The sequence below is a fragment of the Maribacter halichondriae genome, assembly GCF_027474825.1.
In the GTDB taxonomy this organism is placed as follows: domain Bacteria; phylum Bacteroidota; class Bacteroidia; order Flavobacteriales; family Flavobacteriaceae; genus Meishania; species Meishania halichondriae.
In genome coordinates, this window is record NZ_CP107030.1 from 3,900,875 (window position 1) to 3,915,783 (window position 14,909).

Genomic DNA, 14,909 nt, shown 5'->3' on the forward strand with positions numbered 1-14,909 from the left:
CAACATAGTTTACTCCATCAAAAGTTTCATGAGTTCTTCTGCCGCAACTCTTCCCTTTAACTTTAAAAAAGGTCTTGGTGTATTGTCCCCTAGTTCAAAAACAATAGCCGGCATATCGTGGTTCACGTAAAAATAGTTTCGGGATACCATGGTCGGGTCGATTTTGGTCGAAGCACTTATATTGGTTTTTTTACTGGCTAATCTTTGGCTAATATTTTCAATCCAATCAAAGACAATTTTACCTTTCTCTTTTGTAACTACGGTATCTATGGGATAGTAGATATCGTCCCAAGTGGAGTGAAAATCGATTCCGAAATCGAACTCGAATCCTTCCTTGTTTTTGGTAGTCAGAAAATCACGGACACCGGAAGTTTCGGGCTGGTTGAACTCCTCCCAATCGCGATTCAGATCGATTCCGCCCATATTATGACGCCAATGCCCGTTATCCACACCATCCGGATTCATTAAGGGGCTAACGAAAACTTTATATTTTTCCCGAAAGGCAATGGCTTCTTTTGTGGTTCCACAAACGGTTTCGATGAAGGATTTCATGGCCAAAAATCCTGTCACTTCTGGAGGATGTTGCCTTGAAATGATCATGATTCCCTTTTTGGTATCTGAATTTCCTATTTCCAAAAGGTGCAAAGGTCGGCCCTCCTTACTTTTTCCAATTTCATAATTTTTAATGAATTGCAATGTTGAAAGGGAATCGATCCATTGTTTAACACGGGTCGAACCGTATAGTTCTTGAGCGGTTATCCAAGTCGGGTTTTCATCTATGGCCAACGTAATCTCGGCAAATTCAGGAGCAGCATTGATTCCGAATTCCCCTTCGCCCAAATTTATGGGTTTGTAATTAAGACTGTCCAGTACCTTGAAATGAAGGCCATCTGAACTGATTTTTGGATAATAACGACTTCGTGAATCTTGATACGTTAATTTGATGGTAACACGTCTTGGGGAAGTCGTCCAAGCCTTGAAAGCATACCATGGACTTACATTGATGGGCGTATTTTCCGCCGTAATCAAAATAGTATAATGATTATTGCCGTCATCGACGATGCCGTTCAGTCTTCCTCCTTCAAAATCATTACTAAAAAAAGTAGTGCTATCGGTTAGGGCCCATACCCCCTTCCATTGCTTTTGAACTGGTTTTGACTTGGTCGAAACAATGGGGCTTGGCCCTTGTCCCTGATAACCTGCAACAGTTTTTTTGGTATTCTTGCAGGAATAATACGTAAGTAAAAAAGTGATTAACAGAATTAAACGCAACGCTAATTTCATGGCTTTAAGATGATTTTTGACCAAAATACGTCGAAATTTTTTGTTCCGGCTTAAAAAATTTTGGCGTATAGTTTACTGAGCAATTGATTTTTTTCGCATCTTTATACTCTCATGAAGTTATAAGAATTATGTTTTTTAGAAATGTCATAGGGCTCAAGCCCAGAAAGTAATCGACTTGCTTAAGTCGACGTGTTGACATTTTTTACTTCTTCCGTTTAACATAATTCTATTTATAATGCAATCAACCAATAAACTCACGTTAAAAAAATTATACGATTATTTTATTATTGCGATAACCGGTAGGGAAACCGAATTTACGACCGGGAGTATTCGCAAGGCTATTTTTATGCTTTCCATTCCCATGATATTGGAAATGATGATGGAAAGTATTTTCGCCATTGTCGATATCGCCTATGTGTCTCAGGTCAGTGTCAATGCTGTCGCTACTATCGGCCTCACGGAATCGGTCATCACTTTAGTGTACGCCATAGCTATCGGACTCAGTATGGCCGCAACGGCAGTAGTTGCCCGAAGAATTGGGGAAAAGGATGTTAGGGGTGCAAGGGAGTCAGCTGTTCAAGCTATTATCCTAGGTGTGATTGTTTCACTATTGGTAGGGGTCATCGGATTTTTTTATGCACGGGAAATTCTTTCGCTAATGGGAGCCGAACAAGACCTAATCGATGAAGGTTATGGCTATACCCAACTGCTTATCGGTGGCAACATCACCATACTGCTTTTGTTCTTGATAAACGCCATATTCCGCGGTGCGGGAGATGCTTCCATTGCCATGTGGGCATTGGTACTTTCCAACGGACTAAATATCATTCTGGATCCCATTTTTATTTTTGGATGGGGACCTATTCCCGAGTATGGAGTCATGGGCGCAGCTATTGCGACGAACATCGGTCGAGGCACAGCAGTTTTATTTCAATTGGCCATCTTGTTTGTCGGATGGAGCAGAATAAAAATAGGTTTTAAGGATGTCGTGATTCGATTCGAGGTTATGCTCAATTTGGTCAAGGTTTCTTTGGGTGGCATCGCACAATTTCTTATCGGAACAACCAGTTGGGTGTTCTTAATGCGAATGATCTCCGAATTCGGCAGTGAGGTACTTGCCGGTTACACCATTGCCATTCGTGTCATGCTTTTTACGTTGATGCCCTCATGGGGCATGAGCAATGCTGCTGCGACTTTGGTAGGTCAAAATTTGGGAGCCAAAAAACTTGAACGTGCCGAAACTTCCGTCTGGAAAACCGGTAAGTACAACGCAATTTTTATGGGTATTGTCTCGCTGGTCTATTTATTTTTTGCAAAAGAAATTGTTGGCTGGTTCAACGATAATCCCGTTGTTGTCGAAAATGGAGGACTCTGCCTACGGATTATCGCCTTAGGGTATATTTTCTATGCCTATGGTATGGTGGTCACGCAAGCTTTCAATGGGGCAGGAGATACCGGTACACCGACCAAAATCAATTTTATTGCTTTTTGGCTCTTCCAGTTACCTTTCGCGTATTTGGCGGCCATAAAGTTCGAACTGGGTGCCCTGGGAGTATTCATTGCGATTACCACGGCTGAGGTCTTGTTGGCGGTAATAGCCATGATATGGTTCAGAAAAGGACATTGGAAGAAGTTTCAGGTGTAGTGCTTTTTTGTAACTTTAGCTTTTGCAAAATACAAGAAAGATGGATTCAAAAAAGAAAGGTTTGAATACGATTTGCACCCATGAGGGACAATTGGAAGACAAGCAACATAGAGGTGCGGTTTCTCCATTATATATGGGAACTTCCTATGCTTTTGAAGATGTTGATGTAAAGCGCTACCCAAGATATTTTAATACGCCGAACCAAGTAGGTCTGGCGAAAAAAATCGCAGCGCTGGAACATGCTGAAGCAGCCTTGATTTTCGGTAGTGGCATGGCGGCCATTAGTACCGCACTAATGGCTTTTCTTAAGGCTGGTGACCATATCGTGCTGCAAAATATGCTCTACGGAGGAACTTACAATCTGGTGACCGAGGAGTTTGAAAAATTCGGAATATCATATTCGTTTACCGATGGTTTGGCCGCTTCTGATTTTGAGTCGAAAATACAGGAGAATACGAAGGTTATCTATATTGAAACACCTTCGAATCCGTTGTTGACCATAACGGATATTGGTGCCATATCCCAAATTGCGAAAAAGCATGGATTGGTTTCGATGATCGATAATACTTTTGCCAGTCCCGTTAACCAGAACCCCATTGATTTTAGTATTGATGTTGTTATCCATAGTGCCACAAAGTACATGGGCGGGCATTCCGATATCTGTGCCGGAGCCGTCGCATCTACCCAAGAGCATATGGAACGTATTTTTGGTCTGGCAAAAAACTTGGGCGGAAGTCTTAGTGATTATACCGTATGGCTTTTGGAGCGTAGTATTAAGACTATGGGCATTCGCGTGAGGGCACAGAATGTGAACGCTCAGCATATGGCAGAGTATCTTGAAAGTAATGGGGATATTGAAGCGGTCTACTATCCGGGCTTGAAAAACCATCCGGATTATGAATTGGCCAAATCGCAAATGAAAGGTTTTGGGGGAATGTTGTCTTTTGAACTTAAAGAAGGATTGGACGCGTCTCAATTCCAAAAAAACCTAAAGCTTATTAAGTCGTCCATGAGCCTTGCAGGAATAGAAAGTACAGTATTGTCACCGACTCAGACCTCGCATGCCCTTTTAAGTGCTGAAGAGAGAAAAAAACAGGGAATAAAGGATGGCTTGATTCGTTTTTCCGTAGGAATCGAAGAACCCGAAGATCTTATTGCGGATATTGAGCAGGCACTAAAAGTAGTGGGCAATTTACAGTTGCAGTAGGTAGTTTTCAGTAAGTAGTAAAAAGTAAAAAGTGAACGGTAATCAGTAATAAGTGAAAAGCTGTGAGTTGAAATTGAATCTCTGAACGGATAATTTTTTGAACTTGAGCTTGAGCTTGAACTTGAACTTGGAATGAAACTAGACATATTGGTATTTGGTTCGCATCCTGATGATGCGGAGCTAGGTGCGGGAGCGACCATAGCAAAAGAAGTTTCGGCTGGAAAAAAGATAGGCATCGTAGATTTGACCCGAGGGGAATTGGGAACAAGGGGTACCGCCGAAATCCGTGATAAAGAGGCTGCGGCTTCCGCAAAGATATTAGGGGTTTCCGTTCGGAAGAATCTGGAATTTGCAGATGGTTTTTTCGTAAATGATAAAGAACATCAGTTATCCGTCATACGAATGATCCGGAAATATAGACCTGAAATCGTGCTTTGCAATGCGGTCGATGATCGTCATATCGACCATGCAAAGGGAAGCAAGTTGGTCAGTGACTCCTGTTTTTTAAGCGGATTGGTCAAAATAGATACGAAGTTCGAAGGCGAGGAAGTATGGCAAGAACCGTGGCGGCCCAAACAAGTATACCATTATATTCAATGGAAAAACCTACAACCTGATTTTGTGGTCGATGTCTCGGGATATATTGAAAAGAAAACAGAGGCCATTCGGGCGTATGCCTCTCAATTTTACGACCCTAAGAGCAAAGATCCTGAAACGCCCATAAGTAGTAAAAACTTTACTGATAGCGTTGAATACCGAGCAAGGGATTTAGGCAGAATGGTAGGAGTAGATTGCGCAGAAGGATTTACGGTTGAACGTTATGTGGCCGTCAATAGTTTCTCCGATCTCATTTAGGCGGTTTTCTGATACTCTTTTTTTGCCTTTGGAAGGGTAAAGTAAAAACAAGATCCTTTTCTCGGAATACTTTCGACCCAAATACTTCCGTCGTTTTTTTCCACCATCTCTTTGCATAAAGATAGCCCAAGACCCGTACCTTTTTCATTATTGGTACCGTAGGTCGTGTGGCTTGAATTTTCCGCAAATATCTTTTCCTGGGTTTCCTTGTCCATTCCGACCCCAGTATCCCTGACGAAAATTTCCCAATGGTTGTTCTTTTCGGCCGCACCGATAGTTATCATTCCATTTTCAGGAGTGAATTTTAGCGCATTGCTCAACAAGTTTCTGATAACAATGTCGATTTGGTCCCCATCAGACCAGGCGAGGGTATTCGCTGAAAGACGACTTACGATTTTTATTGATTTGCTACTGGCGATTTCCGAAAGTAGTTTTATGTTATCGGAAACGAGACCATCCAATGAAATAACGGATGGTTTGGTAATTGCCCCGTTCATTTGAGTTTGTCCCCATGACAATAAGTTGTTCAGCGTAAAAGAGATATGGTCCAAGTCGGTCCCCAGTTTGGGTATGAACTCCAAAAATTCTTTTTGTTTGATTTCCCCATCGCGGTAAAGCTTTAACAAACCTTGAAAAGCACCGATAGGCCCTCTGAGGTCGTGACCGATAATGGAGAATAACTTGTCTTTGGTTTCATTGATTTCGGTTAGCTCCCGTTCACTTTTTTCAAGTTCCTCTTTATTGGCATTCAGTTCGATGTTCAGTTTCTTTTGAATGTTCTCGTTTCTTCTTACCAGAAATGTAATGATTAAAAATATCGACAAAATACTTAGGGCCGCGTAGACATACTTTTTCTGTTGGGCCAAGGCTCTTTCATTTTCTAGTATTAGATCTCTTTTTTGTTCATCATATTCGAGTTTGGTCTTTAACATCGTCAAACTCTTTTTGTTCTCGTTTCTTGAAAGCGTATCCGATAGCTTCGAGTACAGTTCATGATAGGTTAGGGCTGTTGCAAAGTCTTTTCCTTTCTTACTTATTTTATATAGTGTATTGGCACACTTTTGTGTACCTTCCTTAAACTTCAATTTGCGGGAAATATCATAGGCATGCAGTGCATAATGTTTCGAAACACTATCCTTGCCAATACCGAAATACGCTTCTGCCATTCCGTTGTACAAATCGATGCGACCACGCTCATCTTGAATTTTTTTGTGTAGGGCCTCACTTTGACGATACCAATACAATGCCCATTTGTGATCGTTTTGCTTTAAATAGGTCTTACCCTTTATTTCATAGGCATAGGCCAGCCAATCGATGATTTCTTGCTTTTCGAAAATCGCAATACTGGCATTCACGTTAAACATGGCATACTCAAGCTCGTTCATATCCGCATAGACAGAGGCCATATTGCTCATGGTCTCGGCGGAATAGATTTCGTTACCAATCTCGGCATTAATCTTTTTGACCTTTTTATAAAATTCCAATGCCTGTTTGTAGTCTTTTTGGGATGCATATAAATTGGCGATGTTCTCGTTGATAATAGAGAGCATTTTGAGGTCATTTAATTTTTCAGCCTGTTCTATGCTTAACAAATAACCGCTCAGGGCTTTGGCATAGTTTCCATTGTATGCGTATTCTCCTGAAAGATCATTGTGTATTCGAACGGTAAAGAGGCTATCTTTGATTTCTGTGGCCTTTTGCAGTGATTTTTCTAAATATGCTATGGCATTTGAACTGTTTCCTTTGTCCGAGTGATAATTACCCAGGTTGAATAAGGCCCGACTTTCTCCTTTAGCATATTGAATGGCCTTACTGATTCTCAATGATTTTTCGGATAACAGAAACAGGCTATCGGTCCGGTAATACCGCAATTCGGAGCCGAGATTCGAAAGCAGGTTTACGTAAGTGGTATCCTTTTCAATAAAATTGGTGCTTTGTTCCAATGTTCGAATGGCCTGCACTAAGCTATCCCTGGTTTTCTGTGCCTGACCGAAATGAAAGGTACATACCCAAAACAAGAGAAGAAATATCCTCTTTTTTGAAAAAGGTAATTTAGGTACAAAGCAGGTTAGTGCCAAGGTCATGATTTGGGAGATTAACTGGCAGTAAATTTAATCCTACAACGCAGCTTATTCTAAATTATGTTGTGAAACGACAATTTTTGTGTGTTTTGACCACTAAACTATGTATTTGGTCGATGTTTTTGCATTTTGACCTTAAGGATTGTAGAAACGAAAAAGCATGTGCTATGGTAAAATATTCTTTTGCGATAGGAAATAGAGGTTCATTTATTTTGATGGAATAGTTAAAAAAAATTACCTTTGCCATCGCTTACAAATGGTGGTTGTAGCTTCTGCCTTCGCCCACAAAAAGTGGGACTACGTCGGTCAGGCAGCTTCGCCAAGTAAATTTTGAAGCAAATTAGTTACATGGTGGTTGTAGCTCAGCTGGTTAGAGCATCGGTTTGTGGTACCGAGGGTCGCCGGTTCGAACCCGGTCTTCCACCCTAGAGGTTGTTAAAAGTCCTGTCATTATTGATGGGACTTTTGTCTTCTATAATTTATGTGGTAGCGTGAGAAGCTTGTACTGACCACCTGTCTGAATGACATAGTAGGGCAGGCATGCGAAATGAATCCTGTCTACCGTAGATAGGTCTTTCACCCAAAAAGCAAAAGCCCTGTCGACGGACAGGGCTTTTTGTTCACCTATGTTCTCAATTTGTTTACTTGGTAGCCTTGTCAACTATTACTTTATTATCCCTATTGGCAACTTCCCAAGCGGTATGGAAGATGAGCCGAGATCTATTCTCTAGAAGGTCGTAATTTATTTTATCAGGAGTATCCCCTGGGCGATGGTAATCGTCGTGGGTTCCGTTGAAATAGAAAATAATGGGAATATTGTTCTTTGCAAAATTGTAGTGGTCACTGCGATAGTAGAACCGATTAGGGTCATTCTCGTCGTTATAGGTATAATCCAACTCTATATTGGCATATTTTTTATTGACCTCTTCAGAGAGTTCATGGAGTTCGGTACTCAATTTATCCGAACCGATTAAATAGACATAATTGCGGTCGCCTTCTCGCTTGGGATCGATGCGGCCTATCATATCGATATTCAAGTTGGCTACCGTTTGTGCCAATGGAAAAATGGGCTCAACATCTGTATAATATTGAGACCCTAGCAATCCTTTTTCTTCACCGGTTACATGCAAAAATACAATAGAACGTTTTGGTCCGTTGCCTTCATCGGCGGACTTTTTGAAGGCCTCTGCAATTTCAAGTAGGGCAACTGTTCCCGAACCATCATCGTCGGCTCCGTTATTGATATCACCATCGGCAGAAATTCCGATGTGATCCAAATGCGAAGAAATCACGACATATTCATTGGGTTTTTCACTTCCCTTGAGTATGGCCGCAACATTCTCAGAGTCTACCTCTTCGTTAGTGCTGGTCAAATTCATCGAAATCTTTGTCGCTATTGTCTCTGGAGCATTTTTTTCATCAATGTTTGGCATTAGTACTTTGGCCAACTTGGAATTGATAAATAGATTGGCACGCTCATTCGCATCTTCATTCTTAAGGCCCATCTGTCCTCTATCGTTATTCTTCATATAGTCATAATATCCCTTGTAGCGTTGAAAGTTTCCGTCATCATAGTAGATGAAACCCTTAGCTCCTTTTTCGGCGGCCAACTCCATTCGTTTTCCGGGGGCTTCTGACATATTGCTCCAAACGGACTTTTTCTTCACTTCCAGAAAATAGATAGGTACCATCTTCATTTTGAGGTTCCCCGGCTTTTACCAAAATCCACTTGTCTTTTACATCGACATCCTTATAATCGGAATAATCGCCTTCTTCGATTCCGTAGCCGACATAAATTAGTTCTTCAATATCTCCGGTAGCATTTGAAAAAGTCAGCATATTCTCTCCGATGGGAAATTCGGTGCCATTGACGGTCATAGATCCAGTTGGGAGGTTTTTGACCTCTAATGGAACGTTTTGGAAATAATCACCATCACTTTTTGCCGCTGGGATTTCCATTTTTTCATATTCGGCCTTTAAGTAGGCTATCGCTTTTTTCTGTCCGGGTTTACCGGTCTCACGACCTTCGAATTCATCGGAAGAATAGGTATACAAATGTTCCTTAAGTTCAGCTTCGGTAATCGATTCGGCATAGGTAACCGGCCCAATTTTGGGTTTTGTCGGCTCAGCGTCCTGTTCTGTGACCGTTTTTTGTGAGGAATTACAGCCCATGGCCATGGCCACGATTATGAGTAGTACTTTTTTCATTTTATCTTTTTATAGTGTTCAAAATTTCCCAAAAATAGTGAAAATAGAGCGATTTGTGGTTTACGTACTTGATTATTACATCTCCATGAGGATGGTATAAATTTGTAACACTTAATGGGTAGGTTCCGGCCTCATTTTTTTTGCGTACTGGGAGGGAGAAGCCATTTTATTCTTCTTAAACTTTCTGTTGAAGTTGGAAATCGACTGAAAACCAGAGGCTTCCGATATTTCGGCAATCGACAGCTTTTCGTTCCCGGATAATAGTTGACAAGCATGTTCCAGTCGAAGCTCAATCAAAAATTCAAAAAACGTTTTGTTCGTTCGTTGCTTGAAAAACCGGCAGAATGCCGGGGTGGTCATGTGCACTAAACTAGCGACATAGTTCAGTTTGATTTCTTTGTCAAAATGGTTCATGGCATAATCGAAAACCAGTTGAAGTCGGCGTCCCTCGTTGTTCGAAATGATTTTTTTGGACGGAACAAAAGTGGTCAGTTCTCCTATTGTGGCACCGTTTATTTTCTGAACCAATTTTAAAAATCTAATAAATGCCTGCAATTTATCGACCGTTGGTAATTCTAGCAAAATTCTCCGAATCGATTTTTTTTTGGAAAGTACTCGTATTCCACCTTCAGAAGTCCTGAAAAACTTTTTTACATCTTCCAATTCAGGAATCTGGAAAAAATCGTTTCCAAAACTTTCCTCGGTTACAAAAAGGGTAATCATGTGAGATAACTCTTTGGTAGGTATGCTTTGAAAAAGATGCGGGATATTACTTCCAATAACATAAATATCCCCCGCTTCAAAACTATATACGCTGTTCGCAACGATCAATTTTCCCTGGCCCTGTACGATGTAGCTGATTTGTACCTCGGCGTGCTGGTGTAATTGATTATAGAAGATTCGGGCCTTGTCTTCTTGCACCACCAAAGTACTGTCAAAAGGCTTGGGAATCTTAAATGGGAGTACTTTCATAACCAAATAATATGTTAATATTATGAATAAATATTTTAAAAAGTAACAGAGAGGGTTAAAATAATCATAGAATTGATTAAAATTGAATTAACATAAAATAGCACCTCAATGCTATTTTTGTTTCAAACTTGTAAACCGATAGCAATGAAAGTACAATGGGAGGGTGTCATGCCCGCAGTAACTACAAAATTCACCGACGACGACCGATTAGATTTGGCTATGTTCAGAATCAACATCAACGCACAGGTCGATGCAGGAGTACATGGAATAGTATTGGGGGGATCACTCGGCGAAGCCAGTACCTTGACCCAAGAGGAAAAGAATATTTTGGTCAAGGAAACAGTCGATATCTTGGAAGGAAAGATTCCTGTTATTATGACCGTGGCCGAACAGTCGACTAGGATAGCAATTCAAGCTGTAAAAGAGGCAGAAGATGCAGGGGCTAACGGATTGATGATTTTACCACCGATGCGGTACAAATCGACCGACCATGAAACCGTAACCTATTTCAAGGAAATCGCAAAAAGCACATCGTTGCCCATCATGATCTATAATAATCCCGTGGATTATAAAATCGAGGTAACGGTCGATATGTTCGAAGAGCTCATGGAACTTGACAATATTCAGGCCGTGAAAGAATCTACCCGCGATATTATCAATATTGGAAGACTACGCAATCGATTTGGCAACAACCTTAAGATCTTGACAGGTGTGGATCCCCTTGCGCTAGAAAGTTTATTAATCGGTGCCGATGGTTGGGTTGCCGGACTGGTGTGTGCATTTCCAGCCGAGACCGTTGCGATTTATGAACTGGCAAAAGCGGGACGCGCCAAAGAAGCTATCGAAATTTACCGCTGGTTCCTTCCTTTATTGGAGCTTGATATTAGTCCGCAATTGGTACAGAACATCAAATTGGCCGAAGTGGCTACAGGAATTGGTACCGAAAATGTCAGACCTCCTCGACTTCCTTTGCAGGGAGCCGAAAGAGAACGGGTCTTAAAAGTGATCGAAGAAGGGGTGCGAACAAGACCCACCTTACCCGATTATAAAGCGCTTGCCATGTGCTAGAAATTCGACCCACGTGCGAAAATTGTAATAAATCGCTTCCGTTTGATGCGGAAGACGCTATGATTTGTACTTTTGAATGTACATTCTGTAAAGCGTGTGTCGAAACGATTTTACATGCAGTCTGCCCCAATTGTGGGGGTGTTTTTGAAAAAAGGCATATCCGTCCGGAGGGACTATTAGGAAAATATCCCATTTCGACCAAAATTGTTCATAAACCTGTTGATGTGGAAGCACATCTAAAACGAATCAAAAAAAGATGATCAAAGGCGTAAATTATATCGGAGAGGAAGTATCTGCCAAGGGAGACACTATTTTTTCGACCTTCAATCCGAAAAGTAATAAAGAAACCAGTTGGAAATTCCATGAGGCCACCAAAGCCGAAATCGACGAGGCAGTACAATTGGCGGCTGATGCCTTTAAAACCTACAAGGATTTTTCAGGAAATAGAAAAGCAGAATTTTTAAGGGCCATTGCCGAAGAGATAGAAGCCCTTGGTGATGCCCTGATCGATGTATACGTTCAAGAATCCGGATTACCTGAAGGCAGGGCGAAAGGCGAACGAGGCCGAACCATGGGTCAATTGAAAGCTTTTGCCACCCTTTTGGAAGAAGGTTCGTGGGTCGAGGCCACCATTGATCCGGCAAAACCGGATCGTGAACCCTTACCGAAGGTCGATATTCGAAAAATGCTTTTTCCTGTAGGGCCGATTGTGGTTTTTGGGGCGAGTAATTTTCCTTTTGCCTTTTCAACCGCCGGAGGCGATACCGCTAGTGCGTTGGCCGCGGGTTGCCCGGTCATTGTAAAAAGTCATCCCATGCACGCAGGAACTGGTGAAATGGTTTCCCATGCTATTGCCCAGGCTGCCAAAAAAACAGGAATGCCCAAAGGGGTATTCTCCAATTTGAATAGTCGCGGCATTGAAGTCGGACAACAATTAGTGATGCATCCTTCTGTCAAGGGTGTTGGTTTTACCGGAAGCATTAAAGGCGGCACTGCACTTTATAAATTGGCCAATGAACGTGATGAACCTATTCCTGTATTCGCGGAAATGGGAAGTATCAATCCGGTTGTAGCCTTACCGGCGGCACTTGTGGAAGAAGGAGACGAATGGGCGACACAATATGCAGGTTCGATAATGCTGGGTGCCGGACAGTTCTGTACCAATCCCGGTTTGATTTTGGGTATCAAAAGCACTTCTCTGGATAATTTTATCAAAACCTTGGGAACCGAAATCTCAAAATTGGAGCCGAGTTGTATGCTCCACCCGAATATTCATGGCAATTACGAAAAAGGGAAAAAGGAACTTTCATCGCAAGGAGGCGTCAATGTGGTCGCAGATAATGAATCGCAAGTTGCTCCCAACCATGCGCAGCAAACCGTATTGACAGTTAATGGTCATAATTTTTTAAAGAATCCGAAATTGCATCAAGAAGTATTTGGCCCCTTTTCAGTGGTTGTCCGTTGTGAGGATGCGAACGAATTGACCCAAATTTTGAACAAACTCGAAGGACAATTAACGGGTACCCTTCTGGGCAATGCCGACGAAATTAAGAAATACGAAAACGTTGTGGATGCTTTGAGAAGTAGGGTAGGGCGTATCATCTTTAACGGAGTGCCCACTGGTGTGGAAGTATGCCCATCAATGCACCACGGAGGCCCATTTCCTGCAACGACGGATAGTCGGTTTACTTCGGTCGGAGAATCCGCTATCAAGCGATGGGTGCGTCCAATTTCGTACCAGAATTGGCCACAAGAGCATTTGCCAGAGGCTTTAAAAAATGAAAATCCGTTGGGAATCATGCGTATCGTGGATGGTAAGCACACCGACACTAAAATCTAATTTCGATGAAAAGATCGTTTCTATTCAGAAAGGTTTGTCTGGTTTTTATTTTGATTTTTTTGATTTCGTGCGAGACCAAAAAAAAGAAGATGCATCCGATCAATTAACTTCGATAATCGAGGAAACACAGAATTTCAATCCTTTTGATTTTGAGGCACATCCCTTAGGTAATTATGACGCTGAAAATGAAAAGCAGGAAGCTGAATTCGCCGACAAACAGTTGGCGCGTTTGGATTCCATTGCTTCAGAGGGACTTTCCGAAACAGAGCTCATCTCCCTAAAACTCTTAAAATTCAAGCTAAAGAATATTGTCGACGAGTACGAATATGAAATGTACCTCAATCCTATTCAGTCGGATCAAGGGTTTCATCTCAATCTGAATTATCGGGTAAAACCTATTTTGAATCATGAGGATGCGAAAAAGTATCTGAAGGTGTTGAACGCCATTCCGAGGTTTACCGATCAACATTTATTATTGCTTAGGGAAGGATTGAAAAAAGGCCTTTCGCAACCCAAAGTGATTTTTCAAGGTTATGAATCCACTTATGACGAGCATATCGTAGTCGATTATTCCAAAAGTAATTTCTATTCCCCCTTTAAAAACTTACCAGAAATATTGTCTGAATCTCAAAGGGATTCCGTTTTACAGGAAGCACAAAAAGCGATTGAAAACAGCGTCGTACCTTCTTTTGAGCGGATAAAAAAGTTCTTTGAAGAAGAATACATTCCGAATACCCGAGAAGTAATCGGAGTTTCGGAAACCCCACGGGGAAGTGAGTTCTACCAGAACCGAATCGATTATTATACCACGACTGACGAATACACCGCCGATGACATCCACAATATCGGTTTGAAGGAAGTGGCCCGGATAAAGTCCCAAATGGAGGAAATTATCAAGCAAGTCGATTTCAAAGGCAGTTTTTCCGATTTCTTGACCTTTTTACGTGACGATGAACAATTCTATGCAAAGACAGGAGATGATCTTTTGAAAGAAGCCCGTGATATTGCCAAACGTATCGATGCCGAATTGCCCAAGTTTTTTATCACATTGCCCAGAAGACCCTATGGAGTAGGAAAAGTCCCTGATGCCATCGCCCCAAAATATACGGGCGGGAGATATTCAGGCCCATCCAGTGAAACCCAACCTGGGTATTATCTGGTGAACACTTATAAATTGAGCAGTCGACCACTCTATGTTTTACCATCGTTAACAGCGCATGAGGCTGTTCCCGGGCATCATTTACAAGGTGCACTGAATCGTGAATTGGGCGATAGTATTCCCGATTTTAGAAAAAATATGTATCTCTCGGCCTATGGCGAAGGTTGGGCACTGTACACCGAATTTTTAGGAAATGATATGGGTATTTACAGAACGCCCTATGAGCAATTCGGGAAGTTGACTTACGAAATGTGGCGCGCTTGTCGCTTGGTGGTCGATACGGGAATCCATGCCAAAGGCTGGTCGAAGCAACAAGTGTTGGATTATATGCTTTCCAATACTGCCCTTTCTGAACATGAGGTAAATACGGAGACCGACCGCTATATCGCATGGCCGGCTCAGGCGATTTCCTATAAAATGGGTGAAATCAAAATTCGGGAACTTCGCAAAAAGGCTGAAAAGACTTTAGATGCTAAATTCGACATCCGAGAATTCCATGAGGTTATTTTGGAACAGGGTACGGTGACGTTGCCTATTTTGGAGGAGCGGGTCAATAGCTATATTGAATCTAGTAAAGAGGATTAATTTTC

At 41.8% G+C, this 14,909-nt stretch carries 10 protein-coding genes, 1 tRNA gene and 1 pseudogene; 8 read left to right on the forward strand and 4 right to left on the reverse strand.

The genetic code is table 11. The annotated features are described in order from the left end of the window. Positions 1-9 precede the first annotated feature (9 nt). A complete protein-coding gene (locus N8A86_RS18165; RefSeq protein ID WP_273566659.1) occupies positions 10-1,284 on the reverse strand; it encodes a M14 family metallopeptidase in 1,275 nt (424 codons plus the stop codon). A 235-nt stretch (positions 1,285-1,519) separates the two neighbouring features. On the opposite strand from N8A86_RS18165, the gene N8A86_RS18170 reads away from it, so the two are divergent. From N8A86_RS18170 to bshB1, 3 genes are all read left to right on the forward strand, one after another. Then, on the forward strand, positions 1,520-2,929 hold the full coding sequence (locus N8A86_RS18170; RefSeq protein ID WP_273566660.1) for an MATE family efflux transporter: 1,410 nt from the start codon (positions 1,520-1,522) through the stop codon (positions 2,927-2,929). Positions 2,930-2,969: 40 nt separating this feature from the next. Next, complete coding sequence (locus N8A86_RS18175; protein WP_273566661.1) at positions 2,970-4,136, forward strand: trans-sulfuration enzyme family protein; 1,167 nt, start codon at positions 2,970-2,972, stop codon at positions 4,134-4,136. 132 nt (positions 4,137-4,268) lie between these two features. After that, the gene (gene bshB1 / locus N8A86_RS18180; RefSeq protein WP_273566662.1) at positions 4,269-4,991 is read left to right on the forward strand and encodes a bacillithiol biosynthesis deacetylase BshB1; all 723 of its coding nucleotides are present in this window, start codon (positions 4,269-4,271) and stop codon (positions 4,989-4,991) included. Here the strand turns inward: bshB1 and N8A86_RS18185 are convergent. Then, positions 4,988-7,075: a tetratricopeptide repeat-containing sensor histidine kinase gene (locus N8A86_RS18185; protein WP_273566663.1), complete on the reverse strand. Its 2,088-nt coding sequence runs from the start codon at positions 7,073-7,075 to the stop codon at positions 4,988-4,990. The genes bshB1 and N8A86_RS18185 overlap by 4 nt on opposite strands. A 347-nt stretch (positions 7,076-7,422) precedes the next feature. Between N8A86_RS18185 and N8A86_RS18190 the strand changes: the two genes are divergently transcribed. Further along, a tRNA-His gene (locus N8A86_RS18190) sits at positions 7,423-7,498 on the forward strand. Positions 7,499-7,713: 215 nt separating this feature from the next. Here the strand turns inward: N8A86_RS18190 and N8A86_RS18195 are convergent. Together N8A86_RS18195 and N8A86_RS18200 are read right to left on the reverse strand one after the other, a co-directional pair. Next, positions 7,714-9,280 (reverse strand): annotated as a pseudogene (locus N8A86_RS18195) (M28 family metallopeptidase). 111 nt (positions 9,281-9,391) lie between these two features. Further along, on the reverse strand, positions 9,392-10,252 hold the full coding sequence (locus tag N8A86_RS18200) for an AraC family transcriptional regulator (RefSeq protein ID WP_273566664.1): 861 nt from the start codon (positions 10,250-10,252) through the stop codon (positions 9,392-9,394). A 144-nt stretch (positions 10,253-10,396) separates the two neighbouring features. Between N8A86_RS18200 and N8A86_RS18205 the strand changes: the two genes are divergently transcribed. The 4 genes from N8A86_RS18205 to N8A86_RS18220 are packed head-to-tail and all read left to right on the forward strand — an operon-like array spanning position 10,397 to position 14,904. Further along, on the forward strand, positions 10,397-11,320 hold the full coding sequence (locus N8A86_RS18205; protein WP_273566665.1) for a dihydrodipicolinate synthase family protein: 924 nt from the start codon (positions 10,397-10,399) through the stop codon (positions 11,318-11,320). Next, positions 11,314-11,580, forward strand: a complete 267-nt coding sequence (locus tag N8A86_RS18210; RefSeq protein WP_273566666.1) for a DUF1272 domain-containing protein — start codon at positions 11,314-11,316, stop codon at positions 11,578-11,580. The genes N8A86_RS18205 and N8A86_RS18210 overlap by 7 nt, the downstream gene beginning before the upstream one ends. After that, the gene (locus N8A86_RS18215) at positions 11,577-13,160 is read left to right on the forward strand and encodes an aldehyde dehydrogenase (NADP(+)) (protein ID WP_273566667.1); all 1,584 of its coding nucleotides are present in this window, start codon (positions 11,577-11,579) and stop codon (positions 13,158-13,160) included. The genes N8A86_RS18210 and N8A86_RS18215 overlap by 4 nt, the downstream gene beginning before the upstream one ends. Next, positions 13,099-14,904: a DUF885 domain-containing protein gene (locus N8A86_RS18220; protein ID WP_273566668.1), complete on the forward strand. Its 1,806-nt coding sequence runs from the start codon at positions 13,099-13,101 to the stop codon at positions 14,902-14,904. Before N8A86_RS18215 ends, N8A86_RS18220 begins: the two co-directional genes overlap by 62 nt. Positions 14,905-14,909: the final 5 nt, after the last annotated feature.